At 74.2% G+C, this 21,737-nt stretch carries 19 protein-coding genes and 1 riboswitch; of the genes, 10 read left to right on the forward strand and 9 right to left on the reverse strand.

The annotated features are described in order from the left end of the window. Nucleotides 1–22: 22 nt before the first annotated feature. Nucleotides 23–979 carry a 16S rRNA (cytosine(1402)-N(4))-methyltransferase RsmH gene (gene rsmH / locus AB0M97_RS05070; RefSeq protein ID WP_365959325.1) on the reverse strand — a complete coding sequence of 319 codons (957 nt, stop codon included), beginning with the start codon at nt 977–979 and terminating at the stop codon, nt 23–25. A 369-nt stretch (nt 980–1,348) separates the two neighbouring features. Between rsmH and AB0M97_RS05075 the strand changes: the two genes are divergently transcribed. The 4 genes from AB0M97_RS05075 (at nt 1,349) to AB0M97_RS05090 (ending at nt 7,048) form a co-directional block, all read left to right on the forward strand. Further along, on the forward strand, nt 1,349–1,957 hold the full coding sequence (locus AB0M97_RS05075) for a carbonic anhydrase (RefSeq protein WP_365959326.1): 609 nt from the start codon (nt 1,349–1,351) through the stop codon (nt 1,955–1,957). 320 nt (nt 1,958–2,277) lie between these two features. After that, nucleotides 2,278–3,291: a MoxR family ATPase gene (locus tag AB0M97_RS05080; protein ID WP_365959327.1), complete on the forward strand. Its 1,014-nt coding sequence runs from the start codon at nt 2,278–2,280 to the stop codon at nt 3,289–3,291. Next, nucleotides 3,291–4,664: a DUF58 domain-containing protein gene (locus AB0M97_RS05085; protein ID WP_365959328.1), complete on the forward strand. Its 1,374-nt coding sequence runs from the start codon at nt 3,291–3,293 to the stop codon at nt 4,662–4,664. Before AB0M97_RS05080 ends, AB0M97_RS05085 begins: the two co-directional genes overlap by 1 nt. Beyond that, nucleotides 4,661–7,048 (forward strand): DUF3488 and transglutaminase-like domain-containing protein, encoded by a 2,388-nt coding sequence (locus AB0M97_RS05090; RefSeq protein WP_365959329.1) that lies wholly within the window; start codon nt 4,661–4,663, stop codon nt 7,046–7,048. Before AB0M97_RS05085 ends, AB0M97_RS05090 begins: the two co-directional genes overlap by 4 nt. Before the next feature lie 115 nt (nt 7,049–7,163). On the opposite strand, the gene AB0M97_RS05095 is transcribed toward AB0M97_RS05090, so the two are convergent. The 3 genes from AB0M97_RS05095 to AB0M97_RS05105 all read right to left on the reverse strand — a co-directional run bounded on the left by AB0M97_RS05095 (nt 7,164) and on the right by AB0M97_RS05105 (nt 9,406). Beyond that, nucleotides 7,164–7,556 (reverse strand): DUF3040 domain-containing protein, encoded by a 393-nt coding sequence (locus AB0M97_RS05095; RefSeq protein ID WP_365959330.1) that lies wholly within the window; start codon nt 7,554–7,556, stop codon nt 7,164–7,166. Nucleotides 7,557–7,833: 277 nt separating this feature from the next. Further along, nucleotides 7,834–8,658, reverse strand: a complete 825-nt coding sequence (locus AB0M97_RS05100) for a methyltransferase (protein ID WP_365959331.1) — start codon at nt 8,656–8,658, stop codon at nt 7,834–7,836. A gap of 172 nt (nt 8,659–8,830) precedes the next feature. After that, nucleotides 8,831–9,406: an SAV_6107 family HEPN domain-containing protein gene (locus tag AB0M97_RS05105; protein ID WP_365959332.1), complete on the reverse strand. Its 576-nt coding sequence runs from the start codon at nt 9,404–9,406 to the stop codon at nt 8,831–8,833. A gap of 178 nt (nt 9,407–9,584) precedes the next feature. Here AB0M97_RS05105 and AB0M97_RS05110 point away from each other — a divergent pair, with 178 nt between their 5' ends. The 4 genes from AB0M97_RS05110 (at nt 9,585) to AB0M97_RS05125 (ending at nt 15,211) form a co-directional block, all read left to right on the forward strand. Beyond that, entirely contained in the window at nt 9,585–10,385 is an 801-nt protein-coding gene (locus tag AB0M97_RS05110) for an ATP-binding cassette domain-containing protein (protein WP_365959333.1), read from the forward strand. Further along, nucleotides 10,357–12,441 (forward strand): YhgE/Pip domain-containing protein, encoded by a 2,085-nt coding sequence (locus AB0M97_RS05115; RefSeq protein ID WP_365959334.1) that lies wholly within the window; start codon nt 10,357–10,359, stop codon nt 12,439–12,441. Before AB0M97_RS05110 ends, AB0M97_RS05115 begins: the two co-directional genes overlap by 29 nt. Nucleotides 12,442–12,490: 49 nt before the next feature. Next, nucleotides 12,491–13,120 carry a TetR/AcrR family transcriptional regulator gene (locus AB0M97_RS05120; protein WP_365959335.1) on the forward strand — a complete coding sequence of 210 codons (630 nt, stop codon included), beginning with the start codon at nt 12,491–12,493 and terminating at the stop codon, nt 13,118–13,120. A 579-nt stretch (nt 13,121–13,699) separates the two neighbouring features. Further along, entirely contained in the window at nt 13,700–15,211 is a 1,512-nt protein-coding gene (locus AB0M97_RS05125) for an NAD(P)/FAD-dependent oxidoreductase (RefSeq protein ID WP_365959336.1), read from the forward strand. A 67-nt stretch (nt 15,212–15,278) separates the two neighbouring features. Here the strand turns inward: AB0M97_RS05125 and AB0M97_RS05130 are convergent, their stop codons facing one another. The 5 genes from AB0M97_RS05130 to AB0M97_RS05150 form a co-directional block, all read right to left on the reverse strand. Beyond that, on the reverse strand, nt 15,279–16,217 hold the full coding sequence (locus tag AB0M97_RS05130) for a hypothetical protein (protein ID WP_365959337.1): 939 nt from the start codon (nt 16,215–16,217) through the stop codon (nt 15,279–15,281). Between the two features lie 56 nt (nt 16,218–16,273). Next, nucleotides 16,274–17,197, reverse strand: a complete 924-nt coding sequence (metF, locus tag AB0M97_RS05135; protein WP_365959338.1) for a methylenetetrahydrofolate reductase [NAD(P)H] — start codon at nt 17,195–17,197, stop codon at nt 16,274–16,276. A 146-nt stretch (nt 17,198–17,343) separates the two neighbouring features. Beyond that, the gene (gene thiE / locus AB0M97_RS05140) at nt 17,344–18,009 is read right to left on the reverse strand and encodes a thiamine phosphate synthase (protein ID WP_365959339.1); all 666 of its coding nucleotides are present in this window, start codon (nt 18,007–18,009) and stop codon (nt 17,344–17,346) included. A gap of 230 nt (nt 18,010–18,239) precedes the next feature. Continuing rightward, nucleotides 18,240–18,605 (reverse strand): Rv2175c family DNA-binding protein, encoded by a 366-nt coding sequence (locus AB0M97_RS05145; RefSeq protein ID WP_165999052.1) that lies wholly within the window; start codon nt 18,603–18,605, stop codon nt 18,240–18,242. Nucleotides 18,606–18,853: 248 nt separating this feature from the next. Then, entirely contained in the window at nt 18,854–20,095 is a 1,242-nt protein-coding gene (locus AB0M97_RS05150; RefSeq protein WP_365959340.1) for an FAD-dependent oxidoreductase, read from the reverse strand. Between the two features lie 171 nt (nt 20,096–20,266). Then, nucleotides 20,267–20,378: riboswitch (TPP riboswitch) on the forward strand. On the opposite strand from AB0M97_RS05150, the gene thiO reads away from it, so the two are divergent. Both thiO and thiS read left to right on the forward strand, forming a co-directional pair. Next, on the forward strand, nt 20,376–21,539 hold the full coding sequence (thiO, locus tag AB0M97_RS05155; RefSeq protein WP_365959341.1) for a glycine oxidase ThiO: 1,164 nt from the start codon (nt 20,376–20,378) through the stop codon (nt 21,537–21,539). Its footprint overlaps the riboswitch before it by 3 nt. After that, entirely contained in the window at nt 21,536–21,736 is a 201-nt protein-coding gene (gene thiS, locus AB0M97_RS05160) for a sulfur carrier protein ThiS (RefSeq protein WP_365959343.1), read from the forward strand. The genes thiO and thiS overlap by 4 nt, the downstream gene beginning before the upstream one ends. Nucleotide 21,737 lies beyond the last annotated feature (1 nt).

Raw genomic sequence — 21,737 nt, forward strand, 5'->3', positions numbered from 1 at the left:
AACCGACCGTGCGGCACCCGCCTCACTCCACGTCCTCCCTGATGCGCTCGGCCCCGCGCAGGCGGGCGGGCGCCGCCCGGCGGTTCGCCGCGACCTCTTCCTCGCTGGGAAGTTCGGCACCGCGGGTCAGCAGCTTGAGCCGGGGCTGGTAGCGCTCGGGCACGACGGGCAGCCCGGGCGGCGCGGTGGTGGCGGCGCCGGCCGCGAAGACCTGCTTGACCAGCCGGTCCTCCAGCGAGTGGTACGACAGCACGGCGATCCGCCCGCCGACGTCGAGGGCCCGCACGGCGGCCGGAACGGCCCGCTCCAGGACCGCCAGCTCGCCGTTGACCTCGATGCGCAGCGCCTGGAAGGTGCGCTTGGCCGGGTTGCCGCCGGTGCGCTTGGCGGCCTGCGGCAGCGCGTCGCGGATCAGCTCCACCAGCCGCGCGCTGTTGCTGAACGGCTCCTTCTGGCGTTCGCGCACGACGGCGGCCACGATCCGCTTGGCCTGCTTCTCCTCGCCGTACGCGCGCAGGATGCGGACGAGTTCGCCCGGCGGGTAGGTGTTGAGGACCTCGGCGGCGCTGACGCCGGTCGTCTGGTCCATGCGCATGTCCAGCGGGGCGTCCTGGGCGTAGGCGAAGCCGCGGCCGGCCTCGTCGAGCTGCATGGAGGAGACACCGAGGTCGAACAGGACGCCTTGCACGCGCGGGATGCCGAGCCGGTCGAGCACCTCGGGGAGTTCGTCGTACACGGCGTGCACCAGGGTGGCGCGCTCCCCGTACGGGGCGAGCCGCTCGGCGGACAGCCGCAGCGCCTCCTTGTCCCGGTCCAGGGCGACGAGCCGCGCCCCGGGGAACCGGTGCAGCAGGGCCTCGCTGTGGCCGCCGAGGCCGAGGGTGCAGTCGACGACGACCGCTCCCGGCCGCTCCAGGGCGGGCGCCAGCAGATCCAGGCACCGCTGGAGCATCACCGGGACGTGTCGACTCTCGCTCAAGGGGCCCTCTCAGATCCGGCGCCGCCGTCCGCACCGCCGGGCCCCGCCCGCTCGCCAAGAGGAGGCCGGCCGGCGCCGGAAGCGTCAGCCGACCGGGGAGCGGGGGAGGCCGAGCCGTACGTACGCGCCGCGCACGCGGGGAGATCTCCGGACGTCGTGCCGGGGTCTCCGGAAGAATTCAGTCCAGCAGGGAGAGCCTCGCCTCCCGCTTCGCGTCACTTTAGTCCACCCTGTCGCCCGGTCAATCAACCGGCCTGCGCGTCGCGGCCCCGGTCGCGGGGCGAACCCTCCGGCGCGGGAACGAAGGGGAACATCACCCGGCCGGCGGCAGGGTCACCACCCTTGTGGGTTAGCTCACAACAAGACGCAATGGCGTTCTTTGTCCCCTCTCACAGCGAGCCGCGAGCACGCGTGACCATTACCGTCGTCCGCATGACGACTTCTGCACCCGTACCCGCAGGCTCCGAGGCCGCCATCGCCCCCGGCTCCGTCACCGACCGTCTCGTCGAGGCGAACCAGCGGTACGCCGCCGCGTTCACCGCCCCCAGCACGGACGCCCGCCCCGTCCAGCGTGTCGCCGTGGTGGCCTGCATGGACGCCCGTCTCGACCCGCACGCGGCGCTCGGCCTGGAACTCGGCGACTGCCACACCATCCGCAACGCGGGCGGCGTGGTCACCGACGACGTGATCCGCTCCCTCACCATCAGCCAGCGCGCCCTCGGCACGCGCAGCGTGGTCCTCATCCACCACACCGGCTGCGGCCTGGAGACCCTCACCGAGGACTTCCGGCACGATCTGGAGATGGAGGTCGGCCAGCGTCCCGCCTGGGCGGTGGAGTGCTTCCAGGACGCCGCGCAGGACGTGCGCCAGTCGATGCAGCGAGTGCGCACCTCGCCGTTCCTGCTGCACACCGACGACGTCCGCGGCTTCGTCTTCGACCTGAAGACGGGCCTGCTGAACGAGGTCGACCCCGCCTGACCAGGCCACCCGCCCCGGAAACGGCACACCGCGCATGGCGCGAAAGGTGTTAAGACCCGACATATCGCGGCCAGTTGTCCACAGGCGAGTGACACGAAACGGTAACGGCAGCAAGAATGCGGGTGTGGCGTCGCGCGGGACCTCTCCCGCGAGGTGTCCGTGTTCGGGGTGGGCCGGTCCGCACCACAGAGCGTCGGCCCGGGATGTTCGAGGTACCCCCTGCTCACGCGTGAGCGCGGGGAAGGGCCGAGGAGGGCCGGGTGACGACCTATGACGATCGAGCGAGCCATGGAGGTCTCCCCACCGGAGTAGGTGCGACGGTGGGGGAGGATCTGACCGCCGTGGTGGAGCGCGTGCGCGCTTCGGTGGAGAGCGTGATCGAGGGCAAGCCGGAGGTCGTACGGCTCTCGCTGACCGTGCTGCTCGCCGAGGGACACCTGCTGATCGAGGACGTCCCGGGAGTCGGCAAGACGATGCTGGCCAAGGCCCTGGCGCGGTCCATCGACTGCTCGGTGCGCCGCATCCAGTTCACGCCGGACCTGCTGCCGTCGGACATCACCGGTGTGTCCATCTGGGACCAGCAGCGCTCCGACTTCGAGTTCAAACCGGGCGCGATCTTCGCGCAGGTGGTGATCGGCGACGAGATCAACCGCGCCTCGCCCAAGACCCAGTCCGCGCTCCTCGAATCCATGGAGGAGCGGCAGGTCACCATCGACGGCAAGACGTACGAGCTGCCCAGCCCCTTCATGGTGGTGGCGACGCAGAACCCGGTCGAGATGGAGGGCACCTACCCGCTGCCCGAGGCGCAGCGCGACCGCTTCATGGCGCGCGTCTCCATCGGCTACCCCAGCGCGGAGGCCGAGCTCCAGATGCTCGACGTCCACGGCGGGGTCAACCCGCTGGACGACCTCCAGCCGGTGGCGCACGCGCACGAGGTCCTGAAGCTGATCGAGGCGGTGCGCGGCGTGCACGTCGCCGAACCGGTCCGGCGGTACGCGGTGGACCTGGTCGCCGCCACCCGCACCCACCCCGACCTCAGACTCGGCGCCTCCCCGCGCGCGACGCTGCACCTGCTGCGCGCGGCGAAGGCGTCCGCGGCCCTCAGCGGCCGGGAGTACGCGCTGCCGGACGACGTCCAGGCGCTCGCCGTCGCCGTCCTCGCGCACCGCCTGCTGCCCACCGCCCAGGCCCAGCTCAACCGGCGCACCGCGGAGCAGGTCGTCCAGGAGATCCTCCAGCACACGCCGGTGCCCGCCACCCCGCAGTCGCAGGGCGGCTACGGCCTGGGCCGCGGCGCACCGGCGTACGGCCGGCAGCCGCCGCGGGCGCTGTGATGACCTCCCCGGCCCCGGGGGGCGCCGGCTTCGCGGAGAGCGAGGGCGGCGACAAGGGCGGCGTCCGTACGGCGCTGTCCGGCCTGACCACCCGTGGCCGCTCCTTCCTGGCGGCCGGTGTCGCGGCGGCCGTGTGCGCGTACGTCCTCGGGCAGAGCGACCTGCTCCGGGTCGGTCTGCTGCTGGCGGTGCTGCCGCTGGTGTGCGCGACGGTCCTGTACCGCACGCGGCACCGGGTCGCGGGCAGCCGCCGGCTCTCCCCCGCGCGCGTGCCCGCCGGCAGCGAGACCCGTGTCCATCTGCGGATGGACAACGTCACGCGGCTGCCCACGGGCCTGCTGATGCTCCAGGACCGGGTGCCCTACGTGCTCGGCCCGCGTCCCCGCTTCGTGCTGGACCGGGTGGAGGCGGGCGGGCGCCGCGAGGTGTCCTACCGGGTCCGCTCCGACCTGCGCGGACGCTATCCGCTGGGCCCGCTTCAGCTGCGGCTGACCGACCCGTTCGGGATGTGCGAGCTGACCCGGTCCTTCTCGGCGTACGACACGCTGACGGTGATCCCGCGCGTGGAGCCGCTGCCGCCGGTGCGGCTGGGCGGCGAGGCCAAGGGGTACGGCGACGGACGGCAGCGCTCCCTGGCGCTGGCCGGCGAGGACGACGTGATCCCGCGCGGTTACCGCTACGGCGACGACCTGCGCCGCGTGCACTGGCGCTCCACCGCGCGCTACGGCGAGCTGATGGTGCGCCGCGAGGAGCAGCCGCAGCGGGCCCGCTGCACGGTGCTGCTCGACACCCGGGCCGTCGCCTTCCGGGGCGCGGGTCCCGACTCGGCGTTCGAGTGGGCGGTGTCGGGCGCCGCGTCCGTGCTGGTGCACATGCTGGAGCGGGGTTTTTCGGTGCGGCTGCTGACGGACACCGGGAGTTCGGTTCCCGGCGAGGGCTCGGACGGTTTCGCGGGCGCCAGCCAGGAGGCGGCGGACGCGGCCGGGATGATGATGGACACCCTCGCGGTGATCGACCACTCCGACGGCGCCGGCCTGTCCCGGGCGTACGACGTGCTGCGCGGCGGGAGCGAGGGGCTGCTGGTCGCCTTCATCGGCGACCTGGACGAGCAGCAGGCGGCGGTGGCCGCGCGGATGCGGCACCGCAGCGGGGCCGCGGTCGCCTTCCTGCTGGACAGCAACGCGTGGGGGCGGGAACCCAGCGACGTGGCCGGTCCGTTGCACGAGAGCGGGCACCGGCTGCGGATGCTGCGCGAGGCGGGCTGGACGGCCGTGGCCGTGCCGCGGGGCGCCTCGCTGGACGAGATGTGGCGGCAGGCGGACCGGGAGCGCACCGGTGCCGTCGCGGGCAGTGGCGGGGAGGGGCGGTCATGAGCGGTCGGGCACGGCTGGCGCTGTGCGCCTGGGCGGCGACGCTGATGGCCGCGGGCGCCCTGCTGCCCCTGGTCGATCCGGCCACGTGGATCCTTCAGGCGGGCTTCCTGCTGGCGGTGCAGACGGGCGTGGGCATGGCGACGCGCCGGGTGCCGCTGGCCCGTCCGCTGACCGTGGCCGTGCAGGCGCTCGTCTCGCTGGTGATGCTCACCCTGGTCTTCGCGCGGGAGCAGGCCGTCGCGGGTCTGGTCCCGGGCCCGGAGGCCTTCGCCCACTTCGCCGACCTGCTCCAGCGGGGCGTGGACGACGTCGGGCGGTACGCGATCCCGGCGCCGCTGTCCGGCGGCATCCGGCTGATGCTCGTCGGCGGCGTGCTGGTGATCGGGCTGCTGGTGGACGCCGTGGCGGTCACGTACCGCAGCGCGGCCCCGGCCGGGCTGCCGCTGCTCGCGCTGTACTCGGTGGCGGCGGGGCTGTCCGACGGCGGCGCCGACTGGGTGTGGTTCCTGGTCGCGGCGACGGGCTATCTGGTGCTGCTGCTGGCCGAGGGGCGCGACCGGCTCTCCCAGTGGGGCCGGGTGTTCGGCGGCGCTCCGCGCGTCCCGGGCGGCGAGTCGCGCGCCCTGTCCCCGGTGCGCACCGGGCGGCGCATAGGCGTGGTCGCGCTGGGCGTGGCCCTGGTGGCACCGCTCGGGCTGCCCGCCATGAACGGCGGCCTGCTGGACGCCGCCGGAGCGGGCGTCGGCGCGGGCTCGGGCGGCGGCGGCACGATCTCCGCGGTGAACCCGCTGGTGTCCCTGCGCGACAGTCTGAACGTGGACGAGGACCGCACGGTCCTGACCCTGCGGACCGAGACGGAGGACGTCTCCGACCTCTACCTGCGGATCGTGTCGCTCGACGACTTCGACGGCACCACGTGGAAGCCGGCCAAGCGGGAGATCACGGCCGTGCCGGAGGACGGCTTCCCGGCGCCTCCCGGCCTCGGACCGGACGTGAAGCGCACCGAGTTCGACACGACGATCTCCGCGGCCGGCTGGTACGCCCAGGACTGGCTGCCCATGCCGTACCCGCCGAGCGGCGTCCGGATCCGCGGCGACTGGCGGTACGAGCCGGAGGGCATGACCCTGGTCGGCGACCACGGGCAGAACACGCGCGGTCTGGCGTACCGGGTGTCGAGCCTGGACGTGCAGCCGACGGCGGAGCAGCTCGCCGCCGCGCCGGCGCCGCCCACGTCGCTGACGAAGGAGTTCACGAAGCTGCCGGACTCGCTGCCCGAGGTGGTGGCCCGCACGGCCCAGCAGGTCACCGAGGGCGCGGCGAACCCCTACGAGCAGGCGGTCAAGCTCCAGGACTACTTCTCCGTGACCGGCGACTTCGAGTACGACACCCGGGTCCAGGTCGGCAGCGGGTCGCAGGCCATCGCCCGCTTCCTGCGCGACAAGCAGGGCTTCTGCGTGCACTTCTCCTTCGCGATGGCGTCCATGGCCCGCTCGCTGGGGATACCGGCCCGGGTCGCGGTGGGCTTCGCGCCGGGCACCCCGCAGGCCGACGGCACGGTGTCGGTGGGCCTGAAGGACGCGCACGCCTGGCCGGAGCTGTACTTCGAGGGCGTGGGCTGGACCCGTTTCGAGCCGACGCCGAGCCGTGGTACGACCCCGGCGTACACGGTGCCGGACACGCCGGGCAGCACGCTGCCGAACCAGGCCCGGCCGTCGGAGTCGGCGTCGACGGCGCCGTCCGCGGCTCCCTCCAGGAGCGAGGGCTGCACAGTGGAGCAGAAGCGGCTCGACGGCGCCTGCCCGACCGAGTCCTCGCAGGCGGCGCCGGCCGTGGACGGCGGCGGGCCGAAGTGGTGGGTGGTGCTGCTGTGGGTGCTGGGCGGGCTCGCCGCGGCGGTGCTCCCCTTCGCCCCGATGCTGTGGCGGCTGCGTACGCGGGCCGTGCGGCTCGGCGGGCACGGCCGCTCCGAGGAGGGTGCGGCGGCTCACACCCTGGCGGTGTGGCAGGAGCTGACCGACACGGCGTGGGACTTCGGGATCGCGCCGGACGAGTCGCAGACGCCGCGCGGGGCAGCCGCCCGGATCGTCAGGCTGGGGCAGCTCGACGGGGATGCCGCGTCGTCGGTGCACCGGGTGGCGGGCGCCGTGGAGCAGGTTCTCTACGCGCCCCGGCCGCATCCGGTGCCGGGCCTCGCGGACGACGTGCGCCGGGTGATCGCCGGTCTGACGGCCGCGGCGAGCCGCGGTACGTGGCTGCGCGCGGAATTCGCGCCGCGTTCGACCGTGCGGGTGGTGTGGGTGGCATCGGCGTGGTGGACGGGCGTCAAGCGCCGCGCCGCGGCGGTCCGCCCGGCACTGCGCAGGCCGACGGGACAGCAGGGCTGAGGAGCGGCCGGGCGGCGCGCTGCCGCCCGGCGACACGCACGTGAGGGGGTGACCACCGGATGCCGGTGGTCACCCCCTCACGTGTGTCGTATGTGCAGGGGAGTCACAGGCCGGGCTAATGGCCCTGTTCGTCGCGGCGCCGCTGCCAGCGCTCCTCGATGCGGTCCATCATGGAGCGGCGCTGCCTGCCCTGGCGGCGCGCTGCCGGGGCACCGGCGGCCGGCTGTTCACCCGGCTTGGGTGCCTTGCGCCAGCCGGTCACGGCGAGGACGGCGCAGCCGAGCATCACAAGGAAGCCGACGACGCTGAGCCAGACCTGCTTGGCGACCATACCGGCCATGAGGAGCGCAATACCTACGAGGAAGCCGGCAACCGCCTGGTAGACCCGCCGCCGGGTGTACGTGCGCAGCCCGCTTCCCTCGAGCGCCGACGCGAACTTGGGATCTTCGGCGTACAGCGCTCGCTCCATCTGCTCGAGCATGCGCTGCTCGTGCTCCGAGAGCGGCACGGAGTCCTCCTCATCGTGCAGTCGCCGGGGCGACCCGGGGGGGTCTCTTCAGGATAGGCAGGGAATCGCCCCCGTGAAACCCGCCCCTCTGCGCCAATTGGCCAACCGGAACCCGCCATGGACGTCCCGGCCGCTGAAGCTTCCATTCCCCAGCCACCGGCCCGTCATGCCGGACGGTCTCCCTCGATCATACGGCGCCGCGCCGCCGTTCGGGGGGCCTGTGGCGTACTCCATGTGCCATCGATGCGCTGATCAGCGGCGCACGAGGCGGGCCTGCTCAGGCCTCGTGCGTCCCTCTAGTCTCACCGAGCACATGGAGCTGTGTGGCCACGGAGTGGAACGCCGCAAGCCCGGCCGCCGCCTCCTCCAGCTTCAGCAGCGCCTCCAGGGCACCGGGCTCGGTGTCCACCAGCACGCCGGGCACGAGGTCGGCGAAGACCCGCACGCCGTGCACGGCGGTCACCTCGAGACCGGCCCCCTCGACCAGTCCGGTGAGCTGCTCGGCGGTGAAGCGGCGCGGCACCGGGTCGCCCTCGCCCCAGCGGCCGTCCGGGTCGCCGAGGGCCTGCCGGGCCTCCTTGAAGTGGCCGGCAAGGGCCCGGGCCAGCACCGCGCCGCCGAGGCCCGCGGCGAGCAGGCTGAGGACGCCCTCGGCACGCAGGGCGGCGACCGCGTTGCGGACGCCCTCGGCCGGGTCGTCGACGTATTCGAGGACGCCGTGGCAGAGCACGGCGTCGTACCCGCCGCGCTCCACGACGCCGAAGAGGCCGTGGACGTCGCCCTGGACACCCCGTACGCGGTCGGCGACGTCCGCCTCGGCGGCGCGGCGCTCCAGCGCGAACAGCGCGTTCGGGCTGGGGTCGACGACGGTGACGCGGTGGCCGAGGCTGGCGGCGGACACGGCGAACTTTCCGCTGCCGCCGCCGGTGTCGAGGACGTCCAGCACCGGGCGGCCCGTGGCCTTGGCCCGGCGGTCCAGGGCGTCCTGGAGGACCTCCCAGACCACGGCGGTACGCAGTGAGGCGCGGGACCGGGAGGAGCCGGAGTGCGGCGACGCCGTTCGATGGGGGTGGGAGACGGGCGGGCGCATCGGGTCCGACACGGCAGTTGACTCCTCGGCACGGCACCGCCCGGTGGACGGCGGAGCGAACGGGCACCCCTCCCGGTCCGGAGTGCGGGCGGGCAGGGCTTCAGGCGCCCTCCACCCTATTGCCTCCAGTGCCCTGCCCTGGTCACCCCGGGCGCCGTGCCGCCCGGGCGCCCGGCGGGTGCCGTCAGCCCGCGTCCGGCATGTCCCGGTCCGGGCCGGCACCCCGGCCGCGCCGCTCCGGCTGGTCGGTGTCCGCGCGCGGCTGGGGCAGGACCGGCTGGAGGACGAGCATCCGCTCCACCAGGCGCAGGAACATCGCCACGTCCCGTATCAGGTCGTCGGCGTCCCGGCTGCTCGCCGCGCCCTCGATGCCCGCCTCCGCCCGGGCGCGGCGCGGGGCTCCCGAGGCGAACAGCGCGCTCCACTCGGAGAGCTCGGGCGCGATCTCGGGGAGCACGTCCCAGGCGCTCCTGATGCGGGCGCGGGCCCGGGGGGTGGTCTCCGGGCGCCCGTGCGCGGCGAGGACGGCGGCGGCGGTGCGCAGGGCGGCGAGGTGGGCCGTCGCGTACCGCTCATTGGGTGTGTCGAGGGTCGTGGCCTCGTCCAGGCCGGCGCGGGCCTTGGCGAGCAGGTCGAGGGCGGCGGGCGGTGCCGTGGCGCGGCGGAGCACGGGGTGCACGTCGGTGGCGGGGCCGGTCAGTGAGGGGGCAGGGCCGGTGGCGCGGCGCCGGCGGGCGGCTGCTGCGGACGAGCTGGCCATGACGAACCTCCTGTCGTCTGTGTGACGGCACGCCCTCGTACGAGGTGCCGTATGTGCCCATCGTGAGGTATGGCACTGACAATCCGTTCTGACCTGCGGTTTTGCTTCGATCGCAAGTTCGGGCTAATTTTTGCACTGACCAGTCAGCTCAAAAGAGTGAGTGCGAGGAGGGGGCGCCGTGCACGGAATCGCGGTCACGGCCCGGGACTTCGGGCTCCGGGGGCCTCGCGGCTGGGCGTTCCGGGGGGTCGGCTTCGACGCGGAACCCGGTTCGCTGATCACGGTCGTGGGGCCCTCGGGGTCCGGCCGTACCTGCCTGCTGCTCGCGCTCACCGGGCGGATGAAGGCGACGGAGGGCACGGCGGCCGTGGGCGAGGCCCGGCTGCCCGGGCGGATGCCGGCGGTCCGGCGCGTCAGCGCCCTCGCGCACGTCGCCGGGGTCGCCGAGCTGGACCCGGCCCTGACCGTGGGCGAGCACCTGCGGGAGCGGGCGCTGCTCCAGCGCCGCTTCGGCGGTTCGCCGCGCGCGCTGCTGCGTCCGCCCGCCGAGCGCCGGAGGGAGGCGGAGCTGCGGGTCGACGCCGCGCTGGCCGCCGCCGGCCTCGACCCGGCGGCGCTGCCCAAGGGCCTCCGGACCGCCGTGCGGGATGTGGAGCGGCTGGAGGCGCTGCGGCTGTCCGTCGCGCTCGCGCTCGTCGGCCGCCCGCGGCTGCTCGGCGTGGACGACACCGACCTGAAGCTGTCGCCCGCCGAGCGTGCCGAGGTGTGGTCGCTGCTGAGGTCGGTCGTCGACGGCGGCACGACGGTGGTGGCCGTGTGCGGTGAGGCTCCCGAGGGCGCGGTCGTCGTGCACACGCGGCCCGCGGCCGGCTCGGACGACGACAGCGGCAGCACCGGTGACGGCGGGAGCACCGGCGAGAGCGACGACGTAGCGAAGGAGGCGGCGGCCGATGCGCTCGCCGGGACTGGCCGCGCTTGAGCTGAGGCGCTTCGCGCGCGGCAGGCTGCCCAGGGCCGCGCTGGTCGCGCTGCTGGTGCTGCCCCTGCTGTACGGCGCGCTGTACCTGTGGTCCTTCTGGGACCCGTACGGCCGGCTGGACCGCATCCCCGTCGCGCTGGTGAACGACGACAAGGGCGCGAGCGCCGACGGCAAGCGGCTCACGGCGGGCGACGACATCGCCGAGGGGCTCCGCGAGAGCGGGACCTTCGACTGGCGGGAGGTCAGCGCCGCCGAGGCCCGCAGGGGCGTGGAGGACGGCACGTACTACCTGTCGCTCACCGTGCCCGCCGACTTCAGCAGGCGGATCGCGTCCAGTTCGGGGGACTCCCCCGCGACCGGCGCGCTGCAAGTGCGGACGAACGACGCCAACAACTACATCGTCGGGCAGATCTCGCGGACGGTCTTCGGCGAGGTACGGCAGGCCGCGTCCACGAAGGCGTCCCGGTCGTTCCTGGACCGGATCTTCATCTCGTTCTCCGGCATCCACGGCGAGACGGTGAGGGCCGCCCGGGGCGCCGACCGGCTCAAGGGCGGGATCGGCAAGGCGGAGAAGGGCTCGAAGGACCTCGCCGACGGGCTGGTGGACGCCGAGGCCGGCAGCGGCCGGCTGGCCAAAGGGCTGAAGAAGCTGCACACGGGCGCGGGCGACCTCCAGGCCGGTTCCCGGCAGGTCGCCGACGGCACGCAGCGGCTCGCCGACCTGGTCAACGGCATCACGGACAGGGCGGGCCCGTTCCTGAGGGACAACGAGAAGACCATCGGGGACACGGCACGGCTCGTCGCCGACTCCTCCGGCGCGATCCGCGGCAACCTCGACACGCTGGCCGAGCGGGCGCCCGGCGCCGCCCGGACGGCCCACGCCGCGTCCGGCACGCTGAGCGCGATCCACAGGACGCGCTGCGAAGACCCCGTACTCCCCGATCCGGCCTGCGCCGATCTGGCGAAGGCGAGGGACGCCGCGGCCGACGTGGCGGTCGTCGCGGACGGTCTCGACACGCTGATCGCCGGCCACAACGGCGACCTGAAGCAGCTCGACCGGCACCTCGCGGCCCTGCAGAAGCAGGCGCAGGCGCTCGCCGACCACGCGCCGCACCTGTCCGAGGACCTCGACAGCGCCGTCAAGAAGATCAACAAGCTGAACGAGGGCGCCGGGAAGGTCGCGGCGGGCGCCAAGAAGCTGAACAAAGGGCTCGGCGGCGCGGAGACCGGTGCGGCGGACCTGGACGAGGGCGTCGGCGCTCTCAGGACGGGCGCGCAGGACCTGAACGGCGGCATGTACAAGCTCGTCGACGGCTCCGGACGGCTCGCGGGCGGCCTGCACGCGGGCGCGGAGCAGATCCCCGACTACGGGGACGAGGACCGCGACCGGCGTACGGAGGTCATGGCGGACCCGGTCCGGCTGGTGTCCGAGGACCTGCACAAGGCGCCCAACTACGGCACCGGCTTCGCCCCGTACTTCATCCCGCTGTCCCTGTGGGTGGGCGCGATGGTGGCGTACATGGTGATCGCGCCGCTGAACCGGCGGGCACTCGCGGCAGGCGCCCCGGCATGGCGGATCGCGCTGGCCGGCTGGCTGCCGGTGGTGGCGATCGGGGTGCTCCAGACGGTGGCGCTGATGTCGGTGCTGCACTGGGCGGTCGGGCTGCGGATGGCGCGGGCGGCCGGCACGGTGGGCTTCCTGTTCCTGGTGACCGCGTGCTTCGCGGCGATCGTGCAGTGGCTGAACGCCCGCTTCGGCGCGGCGGGCCGGATCCTCGTCCTGGCGGCGCTGATGCTCCAGCTGACGTCGGCGGGCGGCACGTACCCCGTGCAGACCAGCCCCGGCTTCTTCAACGCGCTGCATCCCTTCCTGCCGATGAGCCACGTCGTGGACGCGCTGCGCAGGCTCATCACGGGCGGCGGACTCGGGCCGGTGTGGCAGGCGTGCGCGGTGCTGGTGGCGTTCACCGCGGGCGCGCTCGCGCTGACCGCCCTGTCGGCCCGCCGCCGCCAGGTGTGGACGCTGGACCGGCTGCACCCGGAGCTGACCCTGTGACCGCCCGACCGTGCCCGGGAAGGGGCCCGTTGCTGTGAGAATCGGGACCATGGAAAGCAGCAGCGCCACGTCGGGCGGCAGAACCCGCCGTGAGACCACCCGGCAGAAGCTCTACGAGGCGGCCGTCACGCTCATCGCCGAACAGGGTTTCTCCGCCACCACGGTGGACGAGATCGCCGAGCGGGCCGGAGTCGCGAAGGGCACGGTGTACTACAACTTCGCGAGCAAGTCCGTCCTGTTCGAGGAACTGCTGCGGCACGGCGTGGGCCTGCTCACCGCGTCCCTGCGGGAGGCCGCCGAGCGCACCGCGCGCGAGGGCGGCGGCAAGGTCGACGCCCTGGACGCGATGATCCGCGCGGGGCTCGTCTTCATCGACCGCTACCCCGCCTTCACACAGCTCTACGTCGCGGAGCTGTGGCGCACCAACCGCGCCTGGCAGTCCACGCTGATGGTGGTCCGTCAGCAGGCCGTCGCGGTCGTCGAGGACGTGCTGCGGGAGGGCGTGGCGGCCGGCGAGTTCAGCGAGGAGATCGACGTGCCGCTGACGGCGGCGGCGCTGGTCGGCATGGTGCTGGTGGCCGCACTCGACTGGCAGGCCTTCCAGCCGGAGCGCTCCCTGGACGACGTGCACGCGGCACTGTCCCGGCTGTTGCAGGGGCGGGTGAGCGGGCGGGGGTGAGGGGGCGGCGCGGGCGCCGTCACGCGCACGGGGTGAGCGGCCGGCGCGAGCAGCCGGCGCGGGTGCTGCCGAGCGGGCGACGCGGGTGCTGCGCGGCTGCCGTCGGGCGGCTGTGGCGTGCGAAGAAGCGCCGGTCCGCCATGGCCGCGTCCCCCGCGGGCCACCGGCCGACCGGCGCTTCCCCTGTTCCCCCGTACGTCCCCCCGTCGGCCCCCGTTTCCGGTCGCCCCCGGGTCTCCCCCTGCCTCACTCCCGCCGACCGCCGGTCGGCGGAAGGAGCGGATCGAGGGCCGCACCGTTCCGGCGCCCCGTGTCGCCGGTTCCGGTGCCGCGCCCCTTCTCCGTGCCTCCACTCTCTCGTTCGAGCGGGCCGGCCCCCATCCGCGCGCGTACTCATCTGCCGATCTAGGTACACCTACTCACGCCTGCGCACCCGCCCCCACCGGCCCGCGCCGCCCCTGGCGCGGATCGCGTCCGCGCCGGTACTACCCGGACGTCGGCCCGCACAGCCGACAGTCGAAAGCCGCTGCTCACGGGTGCGCGGCGGGACTGTCAGTGGGGGCGGATAAAGTCGCTGGCATGGCACGGATTGCGGTGATCGGCGCCGGGATGGGCGCGATGGCTGCCGCCGCCCGGCTGGCCGTCGCGGGCCACCGGGTGACGGTGTACGAGCGGACGCAGACGTACGGCGGAGCGCTGCGCCGCGTGGCACGGGACGGCTTCCGCTTCGACACGGGCCCGGGGCTGCTGCCGCTGCCCGCCGTGTGGCGCGACCTGTTCGTCAAGACCGGCAGGGAGCCGCTGGAGGCCTGCGTCGATCTGGTCCAGGTCGACCCCTCCTCGCGGCACGTCTTCGCGGACGGCACGGAGGTCTCGCTGCCGAACGCCTCACGCGCGGGCGTCGTCGCGGCCCTGGACGAGGCGCTGGGCGGGGGCGCGGGCCGCCGCTGGGGCGACTTCCTGGTGCGCGCCCGCGAGGCCTGGGACCGCACGCGCCGGCCCCTGCTGGAGGAGCCGCTGTGGCCCAACTGGCAGGTGCTGGCCGAGCGGGAGCCGTATCCGGCGGTCCCGCACAAGCGGCTGCTGCGCACCCGCCGGGCCGGCACGCTCGCCGAGGTGGGCGCGTGGGAGCTGCGGGACGCGCGGCTGGCCGCACTGCTGGACAGTCACGCTCTCGCGTACGGCCTGGACCCGCGGGTCACGCCGGCGAGCGCGGCCGTGCTGCCGTACATGGAGCACGCCTTCGGCATGTGGTACGTGCGCGGTGGGCTGCGGGAGCTGGCCCGCGCGGTGCACGACCGGTGCGTGGCCCGCCGGGTGGAGTTCCGCTTCGGCGCCGAGGTGACCGCGATCGTGGAGAAGGACGGCCGGGCGGCGGGCGTGGAGCTGGCCGGGCAGGAGGTGGCGGAGGCCGATGTCGTGGTCGCCGGTGTCGCGCCGGGCGTGCTGGACCGGCTCGCCGGGCAGTCGGCGGTGCGCGGGGACGCCGGGGTCCCGCCGCAGCGCGGGACGGCGAGCCGGCTCACGGTGCTGCTGGCGCTGCGCGGGGCGCGGCCGGCGGGGGCGGCGCACCGCACGGTGGTGCACGCGGCGGACCGGGACGCGGAGCTGGACGCGCTGTTCGGCACGCCGCCCGGCGCGGTCGTACCGCCCACGGTGACGGTCCTGCGGCCCGACGACCCCGAGCTGGTCCCGGACGCCGGTCACGAGGCGGTGACCCTGACATCGACCGTGCCCGCCCTGCCCGGCGAGTGGGGCCGGGCCGGGTCCGACGTCCTCGAACAGCACGCCGCCCGCATGATCGCCGCCGCCGAGCGGGCCGTTCCCGGCCTGCGCGACCGGATCCTGTGGCGCGAGGTGCGCACGCCGACCGACATCGCCGCGGAAACCGGCGCCGGTGCGGTGCCCGCGCCCGCGCTGGCCGCGGCCGGCGGTCGGCTGCTGCATCCGTCGAACAGCACCCTCGTACCGGGCCTGTTCACCGTCGGCGGCTGGGCCCACCCTGGCGGCGGGCTGCCGCACGCGGGCATGTCGGGCGCGCTGGTGGCCGGGCTGATCGTGGAGGGACCGGAGTTCCGCGGCTCGCAGTGACCGGGGCGGCGCCTGGCGAGCGCGGGCGGCGCCGCTCAGGAGCCGTGCCGCGCGGGAGCCGTGCCGCTCAGTAGCGGTACTGCTCGTCGTACCCCGTGCCGGGCATCGGCTGCTGCGGCTGCTCGCCCTGGTACGGGTAGGGCTGCTCGGGCGGCAGTTCCCCGCCGTAGGGGTCGTCGGTGCTGCGCTGCTGCGGCACCCACACGCCGCCGGGCGGGGTCTCGCCGCCGTAACCCGAGGCGTACGGGTCCTGGCCGTAGCCCTGCTGCCCGTACGCCTGCTGGCCGTAGCCCGACGGGTCGTACGGGGCGCCGCCGTAGGTCTGCGTGCCGATGTACGGGTCGGAGTAGGCGGCGTACTGCTGCTGGCCCGTGGTGTCGTAGCCGTAGTTCTGGTCGTAGCCGGTGGGGTGGCCGTAGGCGTAGTTCTGGTCGGCGCCCTGGGCGGCGTCCGCGTGCTGCGGGTCGCCCTGGGGGTAGCCGGTGTCGCCGTACGTGCCGTAGGAGCCGGTGTCGTCGGGCAGCGGCTGCGGTTCGTAGACCGCGGTGGTCTCGGCGGCGGCCGGATCGGCAGGGGGACGGGCCGGCGTGAAGACGTCGTCGCGGTCGTAGGCGTCCTGCCCGGAGGACAGCCCGTCGTCACGGTGTGTGCGCCCGGTGTCGTAGCCGCTCCCGTCGGACTCGGGTCCCGAGTCGTCCCGGGAGGGCTTCTGGCGGTCGCGGTCGTAGCGGCGGGACTTGCTGCTCAGGGCGGGCGCGTTGACCGCCCAGCCGGCCGCGAAGCCACGCCGGAACGACAGCGTGACGTAGGTCTGGCCGACCGCGAAGGCGGCGGCGCCCAGTCCGATGACGACGACGGACGGAATGAGTACACCGACGACGACACCGAGGAACCCGGCGAAGGCCAGCAGCCGCCAGCGCAGGCGCGCCTTGTACTGCAGCAGCACCTCGCCGAGCAGCCACAGCGCGACGATGCCGAACGCGATGTAGAGGACCGTCCAGCCCATGTACGCCCCTCTCCCAGTGACCGCTACGCAGTGTGTCGTAAACCCGTGCGGCCGGTCTAGGCCCGCGGCGGGTGGTGCAGGCCCAGGTTCTCGTAGATTTCCAGCGTGGCCGTGGAGTTGTTCAGCGTGATGAAGTGCAGGCCGGGAACACCCTCGGCCAGCAGCCGCGCGCAGAACTCCGTGGCGAACTCGATGCCAATGGAGCGTACAGCCGCCGGATCGTCCTGTGCTGTGAGGATCCGCTCTTTCAGGGCGTCGGGGAACGAGGCGTTGCTCAGCTTGGGCAGCCGCTCCAGCATCCGCACGCTGGTCACGGGCATGACCTCGGGGATGACGGGGGTGTCGCAGCCGGCCATGTCGACTCGGTCACGCAGCCGCAGATAGGACTCCGGCTGGAAGAACATCTGGGTGATCGCGTAGTCCGCGCCGGCCCGGCACTTGTCGACGAAGTGCGCGACGTCGGTGTCCCAGTCGGCGGAGCGCGGGTGCATCTCCGGGAAGGCCGCGACGCCCACACAGAAGTCGCCCGACTCCTTGATGAGCCGGACGAGTTCGGCCGCGTAGGTCAGGCCCTGCGGGTGCGGGACCCACTCGCCCATCGGGTCGCCGGGCGGGTCGCCGCGCACCGCGAGCATGTTGCGGATGCCTGCGTCGGCGTACTGGCCGATGATGTTGCGCAGTTCGGCGACGGAGTGGTTCACCGCGGTGAGGTGGGCGACCGGGGTGAGCGTGGTGTCGGCGACGATCTGCTGGGTCTCCTTGACCGTGCCGGCGCGCGTCGAGCCGCCGGCACCGTAGGTCACGGAGACGAAGTCGGGCGCGACCGCCTCGACCCTGCGCAGCGCGTTCCACAGGTTCCGCTCGCCCTTGGGCGTCTTCGGCGCGGAGAACTCGAAGGAGTACGTCGTCTTGCCGCCGGCGAGCATGTCGCGCACTGTCCGTGCGCGATCCGTCCTGGTGGATGCGGTTCCGAGGGCCATACCCGCAGGTTAGTCAGGCGGTGCCGGTCCCCCAACCGGATGCTGGAAATTTGCCCGAATTGTCCACCTCTTGTCCATCCCTTGGACATCAGGGCCCGCACGGGGTCCGCAGGTCCACCTGGCGGGCGCGGGCCCTCGGGGTCCGCCTACGCCTTACGCAGCCGCTCGGCGAACTCCGCCGCCGCCGCGCCCGGGTCGTCCGCCTCGGTGATCGCCCGGACGACGACGACCCGTCGGGCGCCCGCCTCCAGCACCTGGTCGAGGGTGCCGAGGTCGATGCCGCCGATGGCGAACCAGGGGCGGTCGGTGCCGAGGGAGGCCGTGTACCGCACCAGGTCGAGGCCCGGGGCGTGGCGGCCGGGCTTGGTGGGGGTGGGCCAGCAGGGGCCGGTGCAGAAGTAGTCCACGCCGTCCTGGGCGGCGGCTGCCGCGGCCTCGGACTCGGCGTGCGTGGAGCGGCCGATCAGGACGCCGTCGCCGAGGATCGCGCGGGCGGCGGGGACCGGGAGGTCGCCCTGGCCGAGGTGGAGGACGCCGGCGCGGGCGGCGTGGGCGACGTCCGCGCGGTCGTTGACCGCGAGGAGCTTGCCGTGCCGGGCGCAGGCGTCGGCGAAGACCTTCAGGTGCTCCAGCTCCTCGGCGGCCTCCATGCCCTTGTCGCGCAGCTGCACGATGTCGACCCCGCCGGCCAGGACCGCGTCCAGGAACTCGGGCAGGTCGCCCTGGCGCTTGCGGGCGTCCGTGCAGAGGTAGACACGGGCGTCGGCGAGCGCGGCGCGTGCGGTGTCGGTACTGAGGGCGGTGTCGGGCATACGTGGTTCCCCCCGGGTTCGGTGCGCGGCATGTGTGCCGTCGGTGGCGCACGGATGCCTGTGACGCGCACGGATGTCGGTGCGGTGCGCGGGCCGGTCCGCGCCGGTGGCCGTGCGGATGTCGGTGGCGTACGGGCCGGATCGTCCCGGGACGGGCCGTGCTGGGCTGTGGCCGGGACCCCGGTGGGTTCCGGCCCGTACGCCGGACGGTGTGTCGGGTCGGGCTCAGGTCAGACGGCGAGCGCCTGGGCGCGGCGCTTCACCTCCGTGCCGCGATTCTCGCTCAGGGCCTGCGCGGGCGTGCCGGGCAGGCTGTCGTCGGGGGTGAAGAGCCATTCCAGCATCTCTTCGTCCGTGAAACCGTCGTCCCGCAGGAGCGTCAGGGTTCCGGACAGGCCCTTGACGACCTTGTCCCCGTCGATGAAGGCGGCGGGGACGTGCAGCGCGCGGTTCTCACCACGGCGCACGGCGATGAGCTGGCCGTCCTTGACCAGCTGCCGCACACGCGTCACCTCGACGCCGAGCTTTTCGGCGATGTCGGGGAGGGTGAGCCAGGCGGGGACGAGAGCATCGATCTTTGCGTCAATCTCGGTCACGGAAACAAGCCTGCCATCTGCCACTGACAGTCGGAAGTCGGAGCCCCCCGCGTCGGCGTGTGCACGGGCCGTGTACGGGGGGTGTGGCACAGGTGCCGGGCGTTGCCGTCCCGGAGCCGCGTGAGTCCGGGCCGTTGTCCACCCCGAGGCCGCGCGGGTCCGGGCCGCCGTCCTCCCCGAGTCCGGGCGGGTAAGGGCCACCCTCCGGAGGCCACGCGGGTGCCGGACCGTCGCCCCCTTGAGGGCCGTCAGGCCGTCGCCGTCTTCAACGGCCGCGTCGGGTCCGCCAGCAGCCGTGGGTCCATCGTGGCGCCCGCCTCGATCAGCCGCCGGGCCTGCGCCAGGTCCCTCGGCCGTCCCACCGCGAGCAGGGCGACCAGGCGGTCCTCGCGCAGCCAGCAGACCGTCCAGGCCGGTCCGGACGGGTCACCGCGCCACAGGACGGTGTCGGCGGCCGTGTGATGGCCGGCGTACTGCACGAAGCGCCCGAACTGCTCGGACCAGAAGTACGGCACCGGGTCGTACACGGCGGCGGCCTCGCCGCTCGCCCCGCCGACGATGTTGCGGGCCACCGTGCGCGGGCCCTGGAGCGCGTTGTCCCAGTGGTGCACCAGCAGCCGCTCGCCGTACCGCCCGGACGGGAAGGAGGCGCAGTCGCCGACCGCGTGGACGTCCGGCGCCGAGGTGCGCAGCCGCGCGTCGGCGACCACCTCGCCCCACGCGCCCAGGGCGATGCCTGAGCCGGCGAGCCAGGCCGTGGCGGGGCGGGCGCCGATGCCGACGACGACCGCGCCGGCCGGGATGCGCGAGCCGTCGTCCAGGATCACCGCGCCGGGTTCGACGCGCTCCACGCGTGTGTGCGTGCGCAGGACGGCACCCGCGTCGGCGTACCAGGTGGCCATCGGCTCCGCCACCTCGGAGGGCAGCGCGCCCGCGAGCGGCCGGTCCGCCGCCTCGACCACGGTCACCGCGCAGCCCGCCTCGCGCGCCGCCGTGGCGAACTCGGCGCCGATCCAGCCGGCGCCGACGACCACGATGTCGTGCTGGCGGGCGAGCACGGGCCGCAGCCGTTCGGCGTCGTCCAGGGTGCGCAGCAGATGCACGCCGGGCACGCCTTCGGCGCCCGGCAGGGGAATCGGTTCGGCGCCGGTGGCCAGCACGAGGACGTCGTACGGCACCGGCCCCTCGGCGGTGTCGAGCGCGTGGTCGGCGGGGCGGACGCCCAGCACCTCGCGGCCGAGCCGCAGTTCGATGCCGAGCGCCTCGAAGTCGATGTCGAAGGCGGAGCCCTCGGCCGTGCCGAGCAGGACGGCCTTGGACAGCGGGGGCCGGTCGTAGGGCTGGTGGGGTTCGGCGCCGATCACGGTCACGGTGCCGGTGAAGCCCTGTTCGCGCAGGGCGACGGCGGTCTGCACGCCGGCCATGCCCGCGCCCACGACGACCACGCGGCGTGGCGCGTCCCCTGCCCGGTCCTGCGTCTGCTCGCTCACCTGATCACCATAGACAACTGACAGATTGTCAGTCAGCGGTCGTGCCGCGTGACCTGCTCCACAACGCCGGTCCCGCCGTCCTCCCGCGACCCCCGGCTCTCGTCCACGCGCGCGTGGCGCGGCGGAGGCTCCCTTACCCGGCGCGACCCGCGAGGGCTAGGGTGACCGACGTAAAGCACTCGCGGGAGCCCGGACGCACCGGGCTGAGAGGGAGGCTGGCGGCCTCCGACCGTACGAACCTGATCCGGGTCATGCCGGCGAAGGGAGGGGCTGGACGCCCATGTCGCCCACGCGCACACCAGACGTCCTCGTCGTCGGGGGCGGAATCATCGGCCTGGTGACGGCCTGGCGGTCCGCGCAGCGCGGATTCGCCACGGCCGTCGTCGATCCCGAGCCCGGCGGCGGAGCCGCCCAGGTGGCCGCCGGGATGCTGGCCGCCGTCACGGAACTGCACTACGGCGAGCAGACCCTGCTCGCGCTCAACCTCGCGTCGGCCCGCCGCTACCCGGACTTCGTGGCGGAGCTCACCGACCTCACCGGGCACGACCCCGGCCACCGCCGCTGCGGCACGCTCGCCGTCGCCCTGGACGCCGACGACCGCGCCCACCTGCGGGAACTGCACATCCTCCAGCGGCAGTCGGGGCTGGAGTCGGAGTGGCTGTCCGGGCGGGACTGCCGGCGCCTGGAGCCGATGCTCGCGCCCGGGGTGCGCGGCGGCCTGCGGGTCGACGGCGACCACCAGGTCGACCCGCGGCGCCTGGCCCGCGCGCTCGTGGCCGCCTGCGAACAGGCCGGGGTCGCCTTCCACCGGCAGTGGGCCGAGCGGCTCATGGTCCTCGGCGACCGGGCCACGGGCGTCGTCACCGCCGACGGCACGGAGCTGACCGCCGGGCAGACCGTGCTCGCCGCGGGCAGCCTCAGCGGGCGGCTCGCCGGGGTGCCGAAGGCCGTGCTGCCACCGGTGCGGCCCGTGAAGGGGCAGGTCGTGCGGCTGACCGTGCCGCCACGGTACGCGCCGTTCCTGAGCCGTACCGTGCGCGCCATCGTGCGCGGCAGCCACGTGTACCTGGTGCCCCGCGAGAACGGCGAGCTGGTGATCGGCGCGACCAGCGAGGAACTGGGCTGGGACACCACGGTCACCGCGGGCGGCGTCTACGAGCTGCTGCGCGACGCGCACGAGCTGGTGCCCGGCATCACCGAGCTGCCCCTGACCGAGACCCGGGCCGGGCTGCGGCCCGGCTCCCCGGACAACGCGCCGCTGCTCGGCCCGACCGAGCTGCCCGGACTGCTGCTGGCCACCGGGCACTACCGCAACGGCGTGCTCCTCACCCCGGTCACCGGCGACGCCATGGCGCACGCGCTGGCCACCGGGGACCTGCCCGAGGAGGCCCGCCCCTTCACCCCGAAGCGTTTCAGCACCGCACTCACGGAGCAGCCCGCATGAACATCTCCGTCAACGGGGAGCCCCGGGAGGTCCTGCCCGGCACGGCTCTCGACACCGTCGTCACATCGCTCACCGCGGCGCCGTCCGGCGTGGCCGCCGCCCTCAACGAAACCGTGATCCCGCGCACCGAGTGGCCGTCGACGCCCCTGTCCGAGGGCGACCGCGTCGAGGTCCTCACCGCCGTCCAAGGAGGCTGAC

Origin of the sequence: Streptomyces sp. NPDC051207, assembly GCF_040682395.1 — a bacterium.
In the GTDB taxonomy this organism is placed as follows: Bacteria; Actinomycetota; Actinomycetes; order Streptomycetales; family Streptomycetaceae; genus Streptomyces.